Source organism: Paraburkholderia sp. MM5384-R2 (assembly GCF_014201025.1).
In the GTDB taxonomy this organism is placed as follows: Bacteria; Pseudomonadota; Gammaproteobacteria; order Burkholderiales; family Burkholderiaceae; genus Paraburkholderia; species Paraburkholderia tuberum.
This window is the reverse complement of sequence record NZ_JACHDI010000006.1, coordinates 172,527-193,062: the sequence shown is the minus strand read 5'-3', so window position 1 is coordinate 193,062 and position 20,536 is coordinate 172,527. Positions and strand designations below refer to the sequence as shown.

Below are 20,536 nucleotides of genomic sequence, written 5' to 3'. Positions count from 1 at the left end.
GACGAACAAGCGGGCGCTCAGCCCGCGGTGTCCCGCGTGCCGAGAAAGCGCGCGAGAATCGAGTTCGAATACGTGCCCGCGATCCCGGTCAGGAACGACATGAACGATCCGGGCGCGTGGTCGTCGGCGGTATCGGAGATCGTGCGCACGACCGCGCACGGCACGCCGTACTCGTAGCAGACCTGCGCGATCGCCGCGCCTTCCATCTCGACCGCGAGCGCGTCGGGCAGCGCGTCGCGCAACGCCGCGACGGCCGCCGCGCTCGCGACAAACTGATCGCCGCTGACGATCAAGCCGCGATGCACGCGCGGCGCGCGCGTGCCGAAGCGCGCCGCGCAGGCCGCGCCTTCCTCGGCGACGAACTGCTCGCATGCGGCCATCAGACGGTCGACGAGCGCCGCGTCGGTGGTGAAGCGCGACATGCCGAGCAGCGGCACCTCGAAGCGCGGAAAAAGCGGCGACGCGTCGACATCGTGCTGCATCAGCGCGCTCGCAACGACGATGTCGCCGACATGCACGTCGCCGCCGACACCGCCCGCGACACCGGTGAACACGATCGCCTCGACATCGAACGCGTGGATCAGCGCACTGACCGTCGCGGCCGCCGCGACCTTGCCGACGCGCGCGAGCGTGACGACGCACGGCGTGCCGTGCACGGTGCCGACGTGGTAGTCACGCTGGCCGTGCGTGACCGTGCGCACGCCGGACTCGGCGCGCATCGCTTCGATCAGGTCGCCGAGTTCCTGCGGTAACGCGGCCAGAACGCCCAGCGGCCGCCGCGCATCGCGGCTGAGATTCAAGGGCGTGCTCATTCGACCGCCTGCAATTTAGCCACCGCCAGCGCCAGCCACTTTTCGCCGTGCCGCTTGAAGCGGACCTGCGCTTTCGCGTCGGTGCCGTTGCCTTCGAGTGCGGTGATCGTGCCTTCGCCGAACTTGGTATGAAACACCTGCTGGCCGACGCGGAAGCCCGTGTCGGCCGCGCGCTGCTCGTTCGCGAACGCGGGCGCCGGCGCGGAGGTCACCGCCGCCGCCGACGCCGAACCGCCACCGTACCCCGGCCGCGCGAACCAGTCGCGCCCGTAGCCGGCGTTGTCCGAGCGGCCGCCCCAGCGCGAGCCCGCCTCGACCTTCGGCGTCAGCCACTTCAGCGTTTCGTGCGGCAATTCGTCGAAGAAACGCGAGCGGATGTTGTAGCGGGTCTGGCCGTGCAGCATCCGGCTCTGCGCGAAAGACAGGTACAGCCGCTCCTTCGCGCGCGTGATCGCGACGTACATCAGACGCCGCTCCTCTTCGAGGCCGTCGGCCTCCATCGCGCTGTTCTCGTGCGGGAACAGCCCCTCTTCGAGGCCGGTGATGAACACCGCGGTGAATTCGAGCCCCTTTGCCGCGTGCACCGTCATCAGCTGCACCGCTTCCTGGCCGGCCTGCGCCTGGTTGTCGCCCGCTTCGAGCGATGCGTGCGACAGAAAGCCCGCGAGCGGCGTCATCGTGTCGGGGTTTTGCGCCGGATCGGCGATGCCCGGTGCGTCGAGGACCACCGTGGTCGGATCGTCGGTCGCGACCGCGAGTTCGGGCGCGGCGCTGGCTCCTGGGCGCAGCGGAATCGAGCGCGCGGGCGTATCGAGCCCGTAGCCTTCTTCGCTGACGAACGCGGCGGCCGCGTTGACGAGTTCCTGCAGGTTCTCGAGCCGCTCCTGGCCTTCGCGCTCGTTCTGATAGAAGTCGGCGAGACCGCTCGCGCGGACCACGTACTCGACGGTCTCCGGCAGGCTCATCTGCTGCGTGTCGGCGCGCATCTTGCCGACGAGGTTCGCGAACGCGGCGAGGCTCGAGCCGGCCTTGCCGGCGACGTACGGAATCGCCGCGGCCATCGAGCAGTTGTACAGACGCGCCGCGTCGGCGAGCTGTTCGATCGAACGCGCGCCGATGCCGCGAGTCGGGAAATTGACGACGCGGCCGAACGCGGTGTCGTCGTTCGGGTTGTCGATCAGGCGCAGGTATGCGAGCGCGTGCTTGACTTCCTGACGTTCGAAAAAGCGCAGGCCGCCATACACGCGATACGCGATGCCCGCGTTGACGAGCGTGTGCTCGATCGTGCGCGACTGCGCGTTGCTGCGGTAGAGCACCGCGATTTCGCTGCGCGACAGGCCGGTGTTGATCAGCGCGCGAATCTCTTCGACGATCCAGCCGGCCTCCTGCGAATCGGTCGCCGATTCGTAGACGCGCACCGGTTCGCCGTGACCCGCGTCGGTACGCAGATTCTTGCCGAGGCGTCGCGAGTTGTTCGCGATCAGCTGGTTGGCGGCATCGAGAATATGGCCGTGCGAACGATAGTTCTGCTCGAGCTTGATCAGATTGCGCACGTTGAACTCGTGCTCGAAGTCGCGCATGTTGCCGACGTTCGCGCCGCGGAACGCGTAGATCGACTGGTCGTCGTCGCCGACCGCGAAGATTGCGTTGTGCTGGCCCGCGAGCAGCTTCAGCCACGCGTATTGCAGCTTGTTGGTGTCCTGAAACTCGTCGACGAGGATGTGCCTGAAGCGCGCCTGGTAATGCGCGCGCAGCGGCGGATTGTGCGCGAGCAGTTCGTAGCAGCGCAGCAGCAGTTCGGGGAAGTCGACGACGCCTTCGCGCTGGCATTGCTGATCGTAGGCTTCGTAGAGTTCGACGAACTTGCGGTTGAAGTTGTCGGTGGCGTCGACGTCTTTGGGGCGCAGGCCCTGCTCTTTCGCGTTGTTGATGAAGTACTGGAGATTTTTCGCGGGGTACTTTTCGTCGTCGATGTTGAGGCCCTTCATCAGGCGCTTGATCGCCGACAGCTGGTCCGCGGTATCGAGAATCTGGAACGTGGCGGGCAGCCCGGCGTCGCGGTGATGCGCGCGCAGCATACGGTTGCACAGGCCGTGGAACGTGCCGATCCACATGCCGCGCGTGTCGATCGGCAATAGCGCCGAGAGGCGCGCCATCATTTCGCGGGCGGCTTTGTTCGTGAAGGTCACCGCGAGGACGGTCGCGGGGGACGCGAGGCCTTGCTGAATCAGCCACGCGATGCGGGTGATCAGGACGCGGGTTTTGCCGCTGCCGGCGCCCGCCAGGATCAGGGCGGGCTCATTCGGGAGCGTTACGGCGGCGTGTTGTTCGGGGTTTAGATTCGAGAGGAGGTCGGGCATTTTTTTGCTTAGGCGCAGTTCGGGGGACATTATATGCCCCGGCGGGGGCGGCGCTTTTTTTGGTTTTTTTGTTCTTCTGGAGATGGGTTGGGGTTTTTTCGTTGTTCTGGCTTTGTTGGCCTTTCCTTGTTGTCTTGTCGGTCTATTAGCGTTGCCCCTGTGCGGGGCGGCACCTACTTTCTTTGCTGCTGCAAAGAAAGTAGGCAAAGAAGACAGCTCAAACCGCTAATTCTTAAGCGGGTCCCTTGGTTTGGAGCGGGTAGTGGTGCATCTGGAATCCGTGCTCTCGCACATTCCCCGTTCGTGACAAAGCCGTCATCCCTCCCACTCCGCACTACGTGCGTCGCGGACGGGTCTGCCTGGGAAACCAATGGTTTTGCCCGCGCAGCGGGGGCCGTCGGCTGCGCCTCGGCGATGCGCCGAAATAACCGGTGGTTTTTGAACGGGGTTTCGGCACGCGTAGCGCCGCCGGAAGAATGCCAGCCTTGTCACTGGCGCCGAATGTGCGGGAGCACGGATTCCAGATGCACCACTACCTCATGCAGACCGAGGGACCCGCTTAAGAGTTTGCGGTTTGAGCTGTCTTCTTTGCCTACTTTCTTTGCAGCAGCAAAGAAAGTAGGTGCCGCCCCGCACAGGGGCAACGCTAATAGACCGATAACAAAGCAAGGAAAGGCCAACCAAGCCAGAACAACGAAAAAAGCATAACCCCTGCCCACACCGGCCGCCGGCCGGCAAAAAACCTCGTCCAGCTATAATCACCCCTTCCCCGCCTCCAAAATCCTGCCTTTAACAGAAACATGAGCGACACCCCGAGCGACCCGACCTCGACGCTTGCAAAAAGCTTCGAACCCCACACCATCGAAGCCCACTGGGGCCCTGAATGGGAAAAGCGCACCTACGCCGCGCCCTCCTTCGACGCGAACCGCAAGGATTTCTCGATCCAGCTGCCGCCGCCGAACGTCACGGGCACGCTGCACATGGGCCACGCGTTCAACCAGACCATCATGGACGGCCTGACCCGCTATCACCGCATGCTCGGCGAGAACACGCTGTGGGTGCCGGGCACCGACCACGCGGGCATCGCCACGCAGATCGTCGTCGAACGCCAGCTCGACGCGCAGGGCGTGTCGCGCCACGACCTCGGCCGCGAGAAGTTCGTCGAGCGCGTGTGGGAGTGGAAGCAGCAATCCGGCTCCACGATCACGAATCAGGTGCGTCGTCTCGGTGCATCGATCGACTGGTCGCGCGAATACTTCACGATGGACGACAAGACGTCGGCCACCGTGCGCGACGTGTTCGTGCGTCTGTATGAACAGGGCCTGATCTATCGCGGCAAGCGCCTCGTGAACTGGGACCCGGTACTGCTCACCGCCGTATCCGACCTCGAAGTGGTCAGCGAAGAAGAAAACGGCCACCTGTGGCACATCCGCTATCCGTTGACCGACGGCTCGGGCCATCTGACCGTCGCCACCACCCGTCCGGAAACCATGCTCGGCGACACCGCCGTGATGGTGCACCCGGAAGACGAACGCTACGCCCACCTGATCGGCAAGACCATCACGCTGCCGCTGTCGAACCGCGAAGTGCCGATCATCGCCGACGATTACGTCGACCGCGAATTCGGCACAGGCGTCGTCAAGGTCACGCCCGCGCATGATTTCAACGATTATCAGGTCGGCCTGCGCCACAAGCTGCCGCAAATCGAAATACTCACGCTCGACGCGAAGATCAACGACAACGCGCCCGAAAAATACCGCGGCCTCGACCGTTTCGAAGCCCGCAAGCTGGTGGTCGCCGATCTCGAGGCGCTCGGTGCGCTCGAATCGGTCAAGCCGCACAAGCTGATGGTGCCGCGCGGCGACCGCACCGGCGTCGTGATCGAGCCGATGCTGACCGACCAGTGGTTCGTCGCGATGAGCAAGCCGGCGCCCGAAGGTACGTTCAATCCGGGCAAGTCGATCACCGAAACCGCGCTCGACGTCGTGCGCAACGGCCAGATCAAATTCGTGCCGGAAAACTGGACCACCACGTACTACCAGTGGCTCGAAAACATCCAGGACTGGTGCATCTCGCGTCAGCTGTGGTGGGGTCATCAGATTCCGGCGTGGTACGGCGAGAACGGCGAAGTGTTCGTCGCCAGGACCGAAGAGGACGCGCGCGCAAAGGCCGTCGCGGCCGGCTACACGGGCGCATTGAAGCGCGACGAAGACGTGCTCGACACGTGGTTCTCGTCGGCTCTGGTGCCGTTCTCGTCGCTCGGCTGGCCGAACGAAACCGAAGAGCTCAAGCACTTCATGCCGTCGTCGGTGCTCGTCACCGGCTTCGACATCATCTTCTTCTGGGTCGCGCGCATGGTCATGATGACCACGCACTTCACGGGCAAGGTGCCGTTCGAAACGGTCTATATGCACGGTCTGGTGCGCGACGCCGAAGGCCAGAAGATGTCGAAGAGCAAGGGCAACACGCTCGACCCGATCGACATCGTCGATGGCATCGACCTCGACGCGCTCGTCGCGAAGCGCACCACCGGCCTGATGAATCCGAAGCTGGCCGCGTCGATCGAGAAGAAGACCCGCAAGGAGTTTCCGGACGGCATTGCGGCGTTCGGCACCGACGCGCTGCGCTTCACGATGGCGTCGATGGCCACGCTCGGCCGCAACGTCAATTTCGACCTCGCGCGCTGCGAAGGCTATCGCAACTTCTGCAACAAGCTGTGGAACGCCACGCGCTTCGTGCTGATGAACTGCGAAGGCCACGACTGCGGTTTCGGCCAGCCGGCGCAATGTGGCGAATGCGGGCCAGAAGGCAATCTGCATTTCTCGCAGGCCGACCGCTGGATCGTGTCGCAACTGCAGCGCGTGGAAGCGGAAGTCGTCAAGGGTTTTTCCGACTATCGTTTTGACAATGTGGCCAACGCCATATACAAGTTCGTATGGGACGAATATTGTGACTGGTACGTCGAACTCGCCAAAGTGCAGATCCAGACCGGGCAGCCGAACCAGCAGCGTGCCACGCGCCGGACGCTTTTGCGTGTGCTCGAAACGGTGCTGCGCCTCGCGCATCCGGTGATCCCGTTCATCACCGAAGCGCTGTGGCAGAAAGTGGCGCCGCTCGCGGGACGCTACCCGGAAGGCAAGGCCGAGGGCGAGGCGTCCATCATGGTGCAGCAGTACCCCGTCGCGGAGCCGTCGAAGCTCGATGAAGACGCCGAGCGGTGGGCGACCGACCTCAAAGCGGTGATCGATGCATGCCGTAATCTGCGCGGTGAAATGAACCTGTCGCCGGCGGTGAAGGTGCCGTTGCTCGCCACCGGCAATGCGGAGCGTCTTCGTACTTTCGCGCCTTACGCTCAGGCACTTGCGCGTCTGTCGGAGGTGCAGATCATCGCCGACGAGGCCGCGCTCGACGCCCAGGCGGATGGCGCGCCGATTGCTATCGTAGGAACGGACAAGCTCGTATTGAAGGTCGAAATCGACGCAGCGGTCGAACGCGAACGCCTGTCCAAAGAGATCACGCGGTTGAGCGCCGAAATCGTCAAGTGCAACGGTAAGCTGCAGAATCAGGCCTTCGTTGCGAAGGCGCCGGCGGCGGTCGTGGAACAGGAGCAGAAGCGGCTGGCCGATTTCGAAGCCACCGTCGGCAAGCTGAAAGCCCAACTGGCCCGCTTGCCGGCCTGACCGACCCGCCCGCCCCCTCAACGGCGGGCAAGGATTTAACCAGAGGACTCAGGGTATTCACATGCTAAAAGTTACGAAGGCGGTCTTTCCGGTAGCCGGTCTTGGCACCCGCTTCCTCCCCGCCACGAAGGCTAGCCCGAAGGAGATGCTGCCGATCGTCGACAAGCCGCTGATCCAGTACGCGGTCGAAGAGGCCATGGCGGCCGGCATCACCGAAATGATCTTCGTCACGGGCCGCAGCAAGCGCGCGATCGAAGACCATTTCGACAAGTCCTATGAGATCGAGGCCGAACTCGAGGCGCGCGGCAAGGACAAGCTGCTCGAACTCGTGCGCAGCATCAAGCCGAGCCACGTCGACTGCTTCTACGTGCGCCAGGCCGAGGCGCTGGGCCTCGGCCACGCCGTGCTGTGCGCCGAGAAGCTGGTCGGCGACAACCCTTTCGCCGTGATTCTCGCGGACGACCTGTTGTACGGCACGCCGCCCGTGATGACGCAGATGATCGAGGTGTTCGATCACTATCACAGCTCGGTGATCGGCGTCGAAGAGATCCCGCCGCAAGATACGAAATCGTACGGCATCGTCGACGGCAAGGAATGGGAAGATTCGATCATCAAGATGTCGGGCATCGTCGAAAAGCCGGAGCCGGGCGTGGCGCCGTCGAACCTCGGCGTGGTGGGCCGTTATGTGCTGAAACCGCGCATCTTCGATCACCTGCGCTCCATCAAGCCGGGCGCGGGCGGTGAATTGCAACTGACGGACGCGATCCAGTCGCTGCTCGCCGACGAACAGGTGCTCGCGTACAAGTATCACGGCACACGTTTCGACTGCGGCAGCAAGCTGGGCTACCTGAAGGCGACCGTCGAGTTCGCCCTGCGTCACCCGGAAGTAGCCGCCGATTTCGAAGAATATCTGCGTACCCGCTCGCCGGTTCTCGAAGGCTGACGTCGAAAGTCCGGCTGAAACGAAGAAGGCGCTGTACCCCGAATAATGGGGACAGCGCCTTCTTTTTTTACATCGGACCGACAGTTTTACCCAATGCAGCTCAACGACGCCGCATCAGAAACGTAAACACCTTGTCATGCGCCGAGCTTTCGACGATCTCGTTGCCGGTCTGCTTCGCGAACGCGGCGAAATCGCGCTGCGAGCCGGGATCGGTGGCGAGCACCTTGAGAATCTGGCCGCTTTCCATGTCGGCGAGCGCCTTTTTGGCGCGCAGGATGGGCAGCGGGCACATGAGCCCGCGCGCATCGACTTCCTTGTGAATCTGAATTTGCATCGACGATGACCTTCGGGACGGGGCGTCGCTGACGACGCCGGACAGAGGGTCAAATTCTACAGCAGGCGGAGCGGCGGCGCCGGGCATCGCCACGACGCCGATACCCACGCGCGAGCCGTGCCGCGCGCCGTTACAGCGTCACTGCCTCACCGCTTTGCAGCGACTCGCGCAGCGCCACGCCGATACGCGTCGCTTCGAGCGCATCGGCGAGCGTCGCGCCACTCAGTGCCGCGTCGCCCTTCCCCGGCCCTTTTTGCACCGATGCGACGAACGCGCGTGCCTCGTGCAGAAACGCGTCCTCGAACCGCTCGAAAAAGTTCGGCGTGCACTCGTTGCGAATGCCGGTCGCGTCGTAGATCTCGACGCGGTTCGCGCGCGGATTGCGGCCGATCGTCAGCGCGCCCGCCGTGCCGATCACTTCGCTATGCGTATCGTTGCCGTGCGCCTGGGTGCGCGACGCGTAGAACATCGCGAGCTTGCCGCCCTCGAATTCGCAGATCGCGACACCGTTGTCGACGTCGCCGAATTCGCGCAGACCCTCGTGCAGCGCGACCGTACCCGCCGCGAATACGCGCGTCGCGCGCGGCTTGCCGAGCAGCCAGCGGGCGACGTCGATGTCGTGCACCGTGCAGTCGAGAAAGATGCCGCCCGAGGTCGCCGCGAAGCGCACGAAGAAACCGTCGTCGTCGTTTTTATCGGTGGTTTGCGAGCGCACGAGGAACGGCCGGCCGATCTGGCCGGCGGCGATTTTATCGAACGCGTCGCGATAGCTCGGATCGAAGCGGCGCATGAAGCCGATCGTCGCCTGCAGGTGCGGATAGCGCGCCGCTTCGGCCAGCACGCGCTCGCATTCGGCGACATCGAGCGACAGCGGCTTTTCGCAGAACACATGCTTGCCGGCGCGCAACGCGTCGACGATCTGCTGCGCGTGCAGCGACGACGGCGTGACGAGCCATACCGCGTCGACGTGCGGATCAACGAGCAGGTCCGCGTAATCGGTGTAGAGACGCGGTTCGGGTAGTGCATCACGCGCCCATGCCAGTTCATCTTCGAGCGGACTGCACGCGGCCGTGAGCGTCGCGCGCGCCACGCGATACGCGAGATTCTCCGCATGCCGCTTGCCAAGCCGCCCAAGGCCGACCACGCCGATCCGCAAGCGCTCCGTGGCGGGCTTCATCACGCTGCCTCGCCGAGTTTGATCGCGCGGCCCTCGCGCCACGACCGCGTCGCGGCTTCCGCGAGTTCGAGCGCTTTCAGGCCATCCGCGACGGTCGTGCGCACCGGCTTGCCGTGCGTGACCGCGTCGAAGAAATGCGCGATTTCGAGCGCGTATGCCGCGCGATAGCGTTCGAGAAAGAACGCCTCGGGCACGTCGGTCGACACTTCCGTCTTCGAGTACGCGGTGACTTCGGTGGGCCGAACGTTGCCTGCTTGCAGCATGCCGGTGCTGCCGAGCACTTCGAAGCGCTGGTCGTAGCCGTAGGCAGCGCGCCGCGCGGTGTTGATCTGGCACAGCCGCCCGCGCTTCGTGCGGATCGTCACCGCGGTCGAATCGATGTCGCCCGCGTCGGCGATCGCGGGGTCGGTGAGGCAACTGCCGGTGGCGTGCAGCGTGTCGGCTTCGTCGTCGAGAATCCAGCGACAGATGTCGAAGTCGTGAATCAGCATGTCCTTGAAGATGCCGCCCGAGTGCCGGATGTACTCGACCGGCGGCGCGCCCGGATCGCGGCTCGTGACGACGAGCATTTCCGGCGTGCCGATCTCGCCCGCGTCGAGACGCGCTTTCAACGCGGAAAACGTCGGATCGAAGCGCCGCTGAAAACCGATCATGCACACGACACCGGCGCGCTCCACCGCTTCGGCGCACATCCGCGCGCGCTCCAACGTGAGATCGACCGGCTTCTCGCAGAACACGTGCTTGTTCTGCGCGGCCGATTTGACGATGAGGTCCGCATGCGTGTCGGTGCTCGAACAGATCACGGTCGCGCCGATCGATGCATCGCCGATCGCGCCGTCGCTATCCGCAACCTGCGCGCCATGCTGCGCGGCGAGCGCGGCGGCCGCCTCGCGATTCACGTCGACCACGTATTTGAGCCGCACGCCGGGCTGCCGCGCGAGATTCGCCGCATGGATCTTGCCGATGCGCCCCGCGCCGAATACGGCGACGTCGATCGTGTTTACCGCGTCAGTCATCGTAGCCTCCAGTGTCGTTGGATTCTTCAACGTTCAGTTCGAGCTTGTACGCGAGCGCGATGAAGAGCGCCTGGCACAGGCAGATCGTGCTGGTCAGCGAGCGGAACGCGAACGCGCTGCCCTCTTTCACGTACAACTGCGTGCTGGCGTAGCGTGCGAGCGGCGATAGTTGGCTATCCGTAATGACGAGCGTCTTCGCCTGATGATGATGCGCGACGCGCAGACAGTACTGCGTCTCCTTGCCGTATGGCGCGAAGCTGATCGCAATCACCACGTCGCCCTTCCTCACACTGCGGATCTGCTCGCGATACATGCCGCCGAAGCCAGACACCAGATGCACGCGCTTGTGCGTGTGCTGCAACGCATAGACGATGTAGCTCGCGACCGGAAACGAGCGCCGCACCCCGATCACGTAGATGTTGTCGGCCTGCTGCAGCATCTTCACGGCGGCGTCGAACTGCTTGTCGTCGAGGCCCGCTTCGAGTTCTTCGAGGCCGCCGCGCGAGGCGGCGATGAACTCGCGCGCGACCGCGCCGCCCGACAACGTGCCGGGCTTCTCGTCGATCAGCTTGCGGATGCGCTGCTGATAGCTCGACGACGACACGCCCTGCCCCGTATACGCCTGACGAAACACCGCCTGCAGATCCGAAAACCCGGAAAAGCCGAAGCGCTGCGCAAAGCGCACGACCGCCGACGGATGCACGCCGCAGCTCGCGGCGATATCGCTCGTGCGATCCATCATCACGCTCGCGCGATGCTGCTCGATGTACGTCGCGACGCTTTTCAACTGCCGCGGCAGCGACTCGTAGGTATCCGCGATGCGCTGCATCAATTCGTCGACGCTCGGCACCGTTTCTTCGGTGATCTGTTCCGCCATGACTGCCTCTCGGGGTTTCCTGCAATGCGGCAGACGCGCCCGCGGCCCGCCGCAACGTGCATCCGACGTTGCCGAGTATAGGCGGCCGCTCCGTCAAATGGAACGTATTTTCCATTTTTATTTCTCATGAAATTTTCTTTGCAAGGCTTCGGAAGATGACCTACTCTTGGTCGTGAGCGATGGCGCTTCGGCCTCGTTGTTTGGGTCATCGGAATGGAAAGCCGCCCGCCAGTCGCTCCCTCAATAACGAACGACAGACCGAGAAAGGTGGAGACAATGAGACTTTGCAGAGGCAAGGCAACGCTCAGGATTCTGGTGACGGCGTTGACGTTGGCGACGGGATTCGGCGCGGCCTCGGCCGCCCGCGCGGCGGACGCCCACTTCGTGCTGATCAGCCACGCGCCGGATTCGGATTCGTGGTGGAACACGATCAAGAACGCGATCAAGCAGGCCGACGAGGACTTCAACGTTCAGACCGACTACCGCAACCCGCCGAACGGCGACATCGCCGACATGGCGCGTCTCGTCGAGCAGGCGGCCGCGCGCAACTACGACGGCGTGATCGTGTCGATCGCCGACTTCGACGTGCTGAAGAGCTCGATCGCGAAGGTCACCGAGAAGCACATTCCGCTCGTCACGATCAATTCGGGCACCGAGGAGCAAAGCGCGAAGCTCGGCGCGATCATGCACGTCGGCCAGCCCGAGTTCGCGGCCGGCAAAGCCGCCGGAGAAAAGGCCAAGGCCGCCGGCATCAAGTCGTTCCTGTGCGTGAACCACTACGCGACGAACCCGGCTTCGTTCGAACGCTGCCGCGGTTTCGCCGAAGCGATCGGCGCCAACTTCAAAACCTCGACGCTCGACACGGGCCAGGACCCGACCGGCGTGCAGTCGAAGGTCAGCGCGTTCCTGCGCAATCATCCGGATACCCAGGCGGTGCTGACGCTCGGTCCGCTGTCGGCCGATCCGACGCTGAAGGCGCTGCAGCAGATGGGCCTCGCCGGCAAGATCTGGTTCGCGACGTTCGACTTCGACAGCGACATCGCGAAGGGCATCCAGGACGGCACGATCCAGTTCGCGATCGACCAGCAACCGTACTTGCAGGGCTATATCCCGGTTGCCGTGCTCGCGATCGTGAAGAAGGACCACACCACCGATCCGGCCAAAATCCGCGAGATCCTGCAGGCGAATCCGAAGTTCAAGGAGCGTCTTGCCACTTATGGGCTCACGCCGTCCTACGGGCCGCGCAATATCGGCTCGGGCCCGGGCTTCATCACGAAGGCCAACGTCGACAAGGTGCTGAAGTACGCCGGCCAGTACCGCTGAACGCACGGCAACGCATCGCATCGTGCGCCTGAGCCGCCGCGCCGGCGGCAAGGTTGAAAAGGCAGTGACCGGCGGGACGCATGGCGTCTTGCCGGCGCCCGCCCGCTCAGCGGATTCGCAAACGCCCACGGCATTGCGCCGACCCGCCGGTCGCGGGCGTATCAAGGAGAGCTTCAATGGGTGTCGCCGACCTGTTTCATCCCCATCACCGCAAGCAACCGCCGCCTGATCCGCAGGACCCGGCGAAGTCTGCTGCGACGACCGCCTCGCAATCCGCTGCCGTCGACGAACGCGTGCGCGAGGAATCCTGGTTTCGCCATCTGCTCGGCCGACCGGAATTCGCGGCGCTCGCCGGCACCGTGATGGTGTTCATCGTGTTCGGCGTGGCGGCCGGCAACTCGGGGATGTTCAACCTCGACGGCGTGATGAACTGGGCGCAGGTCGCCGCCTATCTCGGTCTGATCTCGGTCGGCGCGTGCCTGCTGATGATCGCCGGCGAGTTCGATCTGTCGATCGGTTCGATGATCGGCTTTGCCGGCATGATGGTCGCGCTGCCGACCATGTACTTCCACTGGCCGATCTGGCTCGCGATCGTGTTCGCGTTCGTCGGCTCGATGCTGCTCGGCGCGCTCAACGGCTATCTGGTGATGCGCACGCGCCTGCCGTCGTTCATCGTCACGCTCGCGTTCCTGTTCATACTGCGCGGTCTCACGCTCGCGCTATCGGTGATGTTCGCCGATCGCACCATCATCTCCGGCGTCGGCGACGTCGCGCGTCAGGACTGGTTCGCGCACACGTTCTTCCAGGGCGTCGCGTTCAAAGGTCTGTTCGTGTGGCTCGGCCACCTCGGCCTCGTGAAGCTGCTCGACAACGGCACGCCGCTCGTGCCGGGCATTCCGAAGGTGCTGCTGTGGTGGCTCGTGCTCGCCGTGGTCTGCGCGTTCACGCTCGCCAGGACGCGCTTCGGCAACTGGATTTTCGCGGTCGGCGGCGATGCCAACGCGGCCAAGAACGTCGGCGTGCCGGTGCGTCGCGTGAAGATTTCGCTGTTCGTGCTGACCGCGTTCTGCTCGGCCCTGTATGCAGTACTTCAGGTGTGCGACATCGGTTCGGCCGCGGCCGACCGCGGTTTGCAGGCGGAGTTCGAGGCGATCATCGCCGCGGTGATCGGCGGCACGCTGCTGACAGGCGGCTACGGCTCGGTGATTGGCGCATGCTTCGGTGCGCTGATCTTCGGCGTCGTGCAGATCGGCATCACGTATACCAACGTCGATTCCGACTGGTTCCGCGTGTTCCTCGGCGTGATGCTGCTGTTCGCCGTGCTGTTCAACCACTACGTGCGCGGCCGCGTCGCGGCATCGCGCTAGACGGAGGTTCACGATGAGCACCCCCGAACAGAACACCGACGACATCATTTTGTCGCTGGAAAACGTCAGCCGTTATTTCGGCAACATCATCGCGCTGAACGACATCACGCTGCGCCTCATACGCGGCGAAGTGCATTGCCTGCTCGGCGACAACGGCGCCGGCAAGTCGACGCTGATCAAGACGCTCGCGGGCGTGTATCAGCCGAGCAAAGGCACCTACCGGGTGGACGGCAAACCGGTGCACTTCACGTCGCCGAAAGACGCGCTCGATCTCGGTATCGCAACCGTCTACCAGGATCTCGCGCTGGTGCCGCTGCTATCGGTCGCGCGCAATTTTTTCATGGGCCGCGAGCCGCAGAAAAAGCTGTTCGGCCTTCTGAACGTGATGGACCTCGAAACCTGCGCAACCACCGCGCGCGACAAGCTCGCCGAAATGGGCATCAACGTGCGCGACCCGCATCAGCCGATCGGCACGATGTCGGGCGGCGAGCGTCAATGTCTGGCGATTGCGCGTGCGATCCACTTCGGCGCGCGCGTGCTGATTCTCGACGAACCGACCGCCGCGCTCGGCGTCAAGCAGAGCTTCAACGTGCTGAAGCTGATCCACAAGGCGCGCGCCAAAGGCATCTCGGTGATCTTCATCACGCACAACGTGCACCACGCGTATCCGATCGGCGATTCGTTCACCCTGCTCAATCGCGGCCGCTCGCTCGGCACGTTCACCAAACAGACGATCAGCAAGAACGAAGTGCTCGACATGATGGCCGGCGGCGCCGAGATGCAGAAGATGATCGGCGAACTCGAAGGCGCGACGATCTGACCGATTCGCGCGGCACGGCCAGCCTCGGCGCGTTTCGCCCGGCTGGCCGACGCGCACCCACCGCGCACTGTTACTCAGGACTATTCATGGCTCACTCCAGCACCTCCAGCGGTAACGCAGCGGACAGCCGGTTCGCGCCGGGGCGCGCCCGCGACATCGTGTGCCTCGGCCGGCTGGCCGTCGATCTGTACGCGCAGCAGGTCGGCGCACGGCTCGAAGACGTGTCGAGCTTCGCGAAGTATCTCGGCGGCTCGTCGGCGAACATCGCGTTCGGCTGCGCGCGGCTCGGGCTTGCCGCGGCCATGCTGGCACGCGTCGGCAACGATCACATGGGGCGCTTCCTGACGGAGACGCTCACGAAGGAAGGCTGCGACGTGAGTCGCGTGCGCATCGATCACGATCGGCTGACCGCGCTCGTGCTGCTCGGCCTGAAGGACCGTGACACCTTTCCGCTGATCTTCTACCGCGAGAACTGCGCGGACATGGCGGTCGACGAGGCCGACTTCGACGAGGCGTTCATCGCGTCGTCGAAAGCGCTGCTGATCACCGGCACGCATTTCTCGACCGAGCAGGTCAATCGCACGAGCCGTCGCGCGCTCGACTACGCGCGCCGCAACGACGTGCGCACTGTGCTCGACATCGACTACCGCCCGGTGCTGTGGGGACTCACGGGCAAGGCCGACGGCGAGACGCGTTTCGTGGCGAGCGAAGGCGTCAGCGCGCATTTGCAGCGGATTCTGCCGCTGTTCGATCTGGTGATCGGCACCGAGGAAGAGTTTCGCATCGCCGGCGGCAAGGCCGACCTCGCCGACGCGCTCGCGATGGTGCGCGCGGTGACGCCGGCCACGCTCGTGCTGAAACGCGGGCCGCTCGGCTGTCAGATCATCGACGGCGAGGTGCCTGCGTCGCTCGACGATGCGCCGGTTCATGGCGGCGTCGAAGTCGAAGTGCTGAACGTGCTCGGCGCGGGCGACGCGTTCGCTTCCGGCTTCCTGTCCGGCTGGCTGCGCGATCAGTCGCTCGACGCCTGCGCGCACGCCGCGAATGCGAGCGGCGCGCTGGTCGTGTCTCGGCACGGCTGCGCCCCGGCGATGCCGACCCCGGCCGAGCTCGACTACTTCCTCAGCGAAGCGCAGGCCGATCCGCAACGCATGCGCCGCCCCGATCGCGACGCGAAGCTCGCAAGACTGCATCGCGTGTCGCCGGCGCGCAAAGCGTGGCACGAGGTGCTCGGCTTCGCTTTCGATCATCGCAACCCGTTCTTCGAACTCGCGCAGCAGACCGGTGCCGATGAAGCGCGCATTGCCCGGTTGAAGGGCCTGTTCGTCGAAGCGGTCGCGCAAACCGAACGTGCATTGAACTTGCAGGGACGCATCGGCGTACTGATCGACGACCGCTATGGTCAGGACGCACTGAATGCCGCGACCGGTCGCGGCTGGTGGATCGGCCGCCCGGTCGAACTGCCCGGCTCCGTGCCGCTCGCGTTCGATCATGGTCGTTCGATCGGCACCACGTTGATCGCGTGGCCGCAGGAACACGTCGTGAAATGCCTCGTGCAGTTTCATCCCGACGAGCCGATCGAGCAGCGGCTCGAACAGGAGGCGCAACTGCGCGCGCTGTATGACGCGACCCAGGCAAGCGGCCACGAACTGCTGCTCGAAGTGATTCCTCCGAAGCATGCGTCGCTGCCGCAGGGACCGGACATCGTGTATCGCGCGTTGAAGCGGCTGTACAACCTCGGCATCTACCCCGAGTGGTGGAAGCTCGAACCGATGGACTCCGCGCAATGGCAGGCCATCGACGCGCTGATCGCCGAGCGCGATCCGTATTGCCGTGGCGTCGTGCTGCTCGGTTTATCGGCGGCGGTCGAGCAATTGAGCGACGGCTTTCGCGCGGCCGCGCAAGCGGCGACGTGCCGCGGCTTCACGGTCGGCCGCACGATCTTTCACGAACCGAGCCATGCGTGGCTCGCCGGTGAAATTGGCGACGACGAACTGATCGCGCGCGTGCGCCTCACGTTCGAAACGCTGATCGCCGCGTGGCGCGGTGCGCGCGGCGAACCGGCGGCGCATGGCACACCTCATCACGCTCATCAGGAGCAGGCCGTATGAACGAGCGCATCATGGATGACGACACCCCATCCGCCAGCGGCGCGACGCAAGCGCACGCGCCTGCGCGCACCGGCGGCACGATTCGCCTGACGATGGCGCAGGCGCTCGTGCGCTATCTGGCCGCGCAACGCGTCGCCAGCGAAGACGGCACCAACGTCGAACCGCTGTTCGGCGGCGTGTTCGCGATTTTCGGTCACGGCAACGTCGCGGGCATCGGCGAGGCGCTGTATCAGCATCGCGACGCGCTGCCGACCTTGCGCGCGCACAACGAGCAGGCGATGGCGCACAGTGCGATCGCCTACGCGAAGGCGCACTTTCGCCGCCGCATGATGGCCGTGACGACGTCGATCGGCCCAGGTGCCACCAATCTGCTGACCGCGGCCGCGCTCGCGCACGTGAACCGTTTGCCGGTGCTGCTGTTGCCCGGCGACATCTTCGTGTCGCGCGCGCCCGATCCGGTCTTGCAGCAGGTCGAGGATTTCAACGATGGCGGCGTATCCGCGAATGACGCGTTCAAGCCGCTGTCGCGCTACTTCGACCGCATCGTGCATCCTGCGCAATTGCTGAGCGCGCTGCCGCGCGCGATCCGCGTGCTCACCGATGCCGCGTTGTGCGGCCCCGTCACGCTGGCGCTGCCGCAGGACGTGCAGGCGCAGGCGTGGGACTTCCCGGAGGACTTTTTCACGCCGCGTGTCGTGCGCTTTCATGCACCCGCGCCGCGTAGCGACGAGATCGACGCCGCGTGCGCGCGCTTGCGGCACGCGAAGCGTCCGCTGATCGTCGCGGGCGGCGGCGTGCTGTACAGCCGCGCGGCCGATGCGCTGCACCGCTTCGCAAGCGCGCATGGCGTGCCGGTCGCGGAAACGCAGGCCGGCAAAAGCTCGCTCGCGTGGAACGATCCGCTGAATGCCGGCGCGCTCGGGGTGACCGGCTCAGCGGCTGCCAACGCGCTTGCGCATGACGCCGATTGCGTGCTCGCGCTCGGCACGCGGCTGCAGGACTTCACGACCGGCTCGAACACGCTGTTCACGCAAGCCGACGTGATCGCGATCAACGCGAACGGATTCGACGCGCTCAAGCATCGCGGCTTCGTCGTCGAAGCCGATGTGAAACTCGCGCTCGATGCGCTAACGGGGCCGCTGCATGGCTGGCACGCCGAGCGCAGCTGGACCGCGCGCGCACACAAGCTCGCGGCGAGCTGGCGCGATACCGTGCACACGCTCACCCATGCGCCGCAACGCGACGCGGTACTGCCCTACGAGGGCGACGTGATCGGCGCGGTGCAGCGTTCGAGCGCGCACTCGCCGACCGACGACATCGTCGTCTGCGCGGCCGGCACGCTGCCCGCCGAGCTGCACAAGCTATGGCGCGCGGGCCGGCCCGGCGCGTATCACGTCGAATACGGCTATTCGTGCATGGGCTACGAGATCGCGGGCGGCCTCGGCGTCAAGCTCGCGCGGCCCAAGCGCGAGGTGATCGTGATTCTCGGCGACGGCAGCTATCTGATGATGAACAGCGAGATCGCGAGCTCGGTGATGCTCGGCGCGAAGCTGATCGTCGTCGTGCTCGACAATCGCGGCTTCGGCTGCATCAATCGACTGCAACAGGCTTGCGGTGGCGCACCGTTCAACAATCTGCTCGACGATTGCGTGCACGCACCGGAAGGCGCGCCGCGCATCGACTTCGCCGCGCATGCGCGCGCGCTCGGCGCGCAAGCCGAGCATGCGCGCAATCTCGCCGAGCTCGAAGCGGCACTGCAACGCGCGCGCGCGGCGCGAGGCACGTACGTGATCAGCATCGACACCGACCCGGCTCGCACCACCGAAGACGGTGGCTGGTGGTGGGAAGTCGCGGTGCCCGAAGTGTCGACGCGCACCGAGGTGCGCGAGGCCCGCGCGAAGTACGACGCGCAACTCGCCGCGCGCGCGGCGCCGCCCGCGACGCCTGCGCCGTCACAGGGCGCCGATCACGACTGGGAACCATGAGGACTCCGGCATGACTGCTTTCGACGTACGCATCGGCATCAACCCGCTGTCGTGGATGAACGACGACCTGCCGTCGCTCGGCGGCGAGACGCCGCTCGAAGTCGCGCTGACCGAGGGTCGCCAGATCGGCTATCAGGGCTTCGAACTCGGCAACAAGTTTCCTCGCGAGCCGCAAGCGCTGAAAACGCTGCTCGCGCAATACGACCTCGCGCTCGTGTCCGGCTGGTACTCGGGACAACTGGCCAGGCGCAGCGTCGCCGAAGAAATCGACGCGGTCGGCCCGCATCTGGAGTTGCTCGCGCAGAACGGCGCGACCGTGATGGTGTATGGTGAAGTCGCCGATTCGATCCAGGGCGCGCCGCGCCCGCTGTATCAACGGCCGCGCTTTTTCAGCGACACGCAATGGGCCGGCTACGCGGCCCGCGTCGATGAATTCGCGCGTTATACGCTGAGTCGCGGCGTGCGGCTCGCCTATCATCATCATATGGGCGCGTACGTCGAAACGCCTGCCGACGTCGATCAGTTGATGGCGCGCACAGGCGACGCGGTCGGCCTGCTGTTCGACGCCGGGCACATCACGTTGGCGGGCGGCGATCCGTTGGCCGTGCTCGACCAACACATCGCGCGCGTTTGCCACGTGCACTGCAAGGACGTGCGCCCCGCCGTGATGAAGCTCGCACGCAATCGCAACTGGAGTTTTCTCGATGCGGTGATCGCCGGTGCGTTCACGGTGCCCGGCGACGGCGCGGTCGATTTTCCGGCGCTGATCGACCGGTTGAAGCGGCACGGTTATTGCGGCTGGCTCGTCGTCGAGGCGGAGCAGGACCCGGTGGTCGCGCCGCCGTTCGACTATGCGCAGAAGGGATATGGAACTTTGCGGGCGCTCGTCGATGCGCCGCTCGGCAAGGAGGCAGCATGAGCTTATTGGTGAAGGCAGAGCGCGAAGGCCAGACGATCGCGCGCGTGACGCCGCAGTCGGCCTGCTGGCGCTATGTGGGATTCGCCGCGTACCGGCTCGGCGCGAACGAACTCGTCTACGTGTTCGAGCCGGCGCGTGAAGCGTGCATCGTCGTGCTGAGCGGCGCGGTCGATATCGAAACGCCGGGCACGACGTGGAGCTCGCTCGGTTCACGCGACAGCGTGTTCGAAGACGCGGCGCCGTACGCGGTGTATGTGCCGCCGAACGTGCGCGCGACGGTGCGCGCATGCCGCGACGCGGAGATCGGTGTGGCGAGCGCGCCGGCCAAGGGCGAGTATCCGGCGCGGCTGATCGAGCCGGAGTCGATGAAGCGCTCGACGCGCGGTAAGTCGCTGAATACGCGTTACGTGTGCGACATTCTTCCGCACGCCGAGCCGGCGGAATCGCTGCTGGTGGTCGAAGTGAGAACGCCGGGCGGTCACGCGTCGAGCTACCCGCCGCACAAGCACGACACCGACAATATCCCGCTCGAAAGCTCGCTCGAAGAAACTTATTACCACCGGCTCGATCCGCCGCAAGGCTTCGCATTCCAACGCGTGTACACCGACTCACGCGATATCGACGAATCGATGGCCGTCGAGGATCACGACGTCGTGATGGTGCCGCGCGGCTATCACCCGGTCGTCGTGCCGTACGGCTACGACTCGTATTATCTGAACGTGATGGCTGGCAGCCAGCGGGTCTGGCATTTCCATAACGATCCGGCGCACGAATGGATCATCAACAAGGATGCTTGACTAACTTGTCCGTAG

Annotated in this window: 15 protein-coding genes; 9 read left to right on the top strand and 6 right to left on the bottom strand. The window is 64.9% G+C overall.

Annotated features, from left to right (window positions below):
- Positions 1-17: 17 nt before the first annotated feature.
- Together HDG37_RS12955 and HDG37_RS12950 are read right to left on the bottom strand one after the other, a co-directional pair.
- Entirely contained in the window at positions 18-812 is a 795-nt protein-coding gene (locus tag HDG37_RS12955; RefSeq protein ID WP_184047812.1) for a 5'-methylthioadenosine/adenosylhomocysteine nucleosidase, read from the bottom strand.
- Positions 809-3,172, bottom strand: coding sequence for a UvrD-helicase domain-containing protein (locus tag HDG37_RS12950; protein ID WP_184047809.1), 2,364 nt, complete (start codon positions 3,170-3,172; stop codon positions 809-811). The genes HDG37_RS12955 and HDG37_RS12950 overlap by 4 nt, the downstream gene beginning before the upstream one ends.
- An 800-nt stretch (positions 3,173-3,972) precedes the next feature.
- On the opposite strand from HDG37_RS12950, the gene HDG37_RS12945 reads away from it, so the two are divergent.
- Both HDG37_RS12945 and galU read left to right on the top strand, forming a co-directional pair.
- Entirely contained in the window at positions 3,973-6,852 is a 2,880-nt protein-coding gene (locus HDG37_RS12945) for a valine--tRNA ligase (RefSeq protein ID WP_184047807.1), read from the top strand.
- 61 nt (positions 6,853-6,913) lie between these two features.
- Positions 6,914-7,795 carry a UTP--glucose-1-phosphate uridylyltransferase GalU gene (gene galU, locus HDG37_RS12940; protein ID WP_090801031.1) on the top strand — a complete coding sequence of 294 codons (882 nt, stop codon included), beginning with the start codon at positions 6,914-6,916 and terminating at the stop codon, positions 7,793-7,795.
- Between the two features lie 100 nt (positions 7,796-7,895).
- On the opposite strand, the gene HDG37_RS12935 is transcribed toward galU, so the two are convergent.
- The 4 genes from HDG37_RS12935 to HDG37_RS12920 form a co-directional block, all read right to left on the bottom strand.
- Positions 7,896-8,123: a sulfurtransferase TusA family protein gene (locus HDG37_RS12935; protein WP_026225937.1), complete on the bottom strand. Its 228-nt coding sequence runs from the start codon at positions 8,121-8,123 to the stop codon at positions 7,896-7,898.
- A gap of 136 nt (positions 8,124-8,259) precedes the next feature.
- Complete coding sequence (locus tag HDG37_RS12930; protein WP_184047803.1) at positions 8,260-9,306, bottom strand: Gfo/Idh/MocA family oxidoreductase; 1,047 nt, start codon at positions 9,304-9,306, stop codon at positions 8,260-8,262.
- Entirely contained in the window at positions 9,306-10,322 is a 1,017-nt protein-coding gene (gene iolG, locus HDG37_RS12925) for an inositol 2-dehydrogenase (protein WP_184047800.1), read from the bottom strand. The genes HDG37_RS12930 and iolG overlap by 1 nt, the downstream gene beginning before the upstream one ends.
- Positions 10,315-11,199, bottom strand: a complete 885-nt coding sequence (locus HDG37_RS12920; protein ID WP_090801038.1) for a MurR/RpiR family transcriptional regulator — start codon at positions 11,197-11,199, stop codon at positions 10,315-10,317. Before HDG37_RS12920 ends, iolG begins: the two co-directional genes overlap by 8 nt.
- A gap of 276 nt (positions 11,200-11,475) precedes the next feature.
- Here HDG37_RS12920 and HDG37_RS12915 point away from each other — a divergent pair, with 276 nt between their 5' ends.
- From HDG37_RS12915 to iolB, 7 genes are all read left to right on the top strand, one after another.
- Positions 11,476-12,522, top strand: a complete 1,047-nt coding sequence (locus tag HDG37_RS12915) for a sugar ABC transporter substrate-binding protein (protein ID WP_026225938.1) — start codon at positions 11,476-11,478, stop codon at positions 12,520-12,522.
- A 176-nt stretch (positions 12,523-12,698) separates the two neighbouring features.
- Positions 12,699-13,889, top strand: coding sequence for an ABC transporter permease (locus HDG37_RS12910; protein WP_184047797.1), 1,191 nt, complete (start codon positions 12,699-12,701; stop codon positions 13,887-13,889).
- Between the two features lie 13 nt (positions 13,890-13,902).
- A complete protein-coding gene (locus HDG37_RS12905; protein ID WP_090801043.1) occupies positions 13,903-14,709 on the top strand; it encodes an ATP-binding cassette domain-containing protein in 807 nt (268 codons plus the stop codon).
- A gap of 86 nt (positions 14,710-14,795) precedes the next feature.
- Entirely contained in the window at positions 14,796-16,820 is a 2,025-nt protein-coding gene (iolC, locus tag HDG37_RS12900) for a bifunctional 5-dehydro-2-deoxygluconokinase/5-dehydro-2-deoxyphosphogluconate aldolase (RefSeq protein WP_184047794.1), read from the top strand.
- Positions 16,817-18,805, top strand: a complete 1,989-nt coding sequence (gene iolD / locus HDG37_RS12895; RefSeq protein WP_184047791.1) for a 3D-(3,5/4)-trihydroxycyclohexane-1,2-dione acylhydrolase (decyclizing) — start codon at positions 16,817-16,819, stop codon at positions 18,803-18,805. The genes iolC and iolD overlap by 4 nt, the downstream gene beginning before the upstream one ends.
- 10 nt (positions 18,806-18,815) lie before the next feature.
- Positions 18,816-19,724 carry a myo-inosose-2 dehydratase gene (gene iolE / locus HDG37_RS12890; RefSeq protein ID WP_184047788.1) on the top strand — a complete coding sequence of 303 codons (909 nt, stop codon included), beginning with the start codon at positions 18,816-18,818 and terminating at the stop codon, positions 19,722-19,724.
- Entirely contained in the window at positions 19,721-20,521 is an 801-nt protein-coding gene (iolB, locus tag HDG37_RS12885; RefSeq protein WP_184047783.1) for a 5-deoxy-glucuronate isomerase, read from the top strand. Before iolE ends, iolB begins: the two co-directional genes overlap by 4 nt.
- Positions 20,522-20,536: the final 15 nt, after the last annotated feature.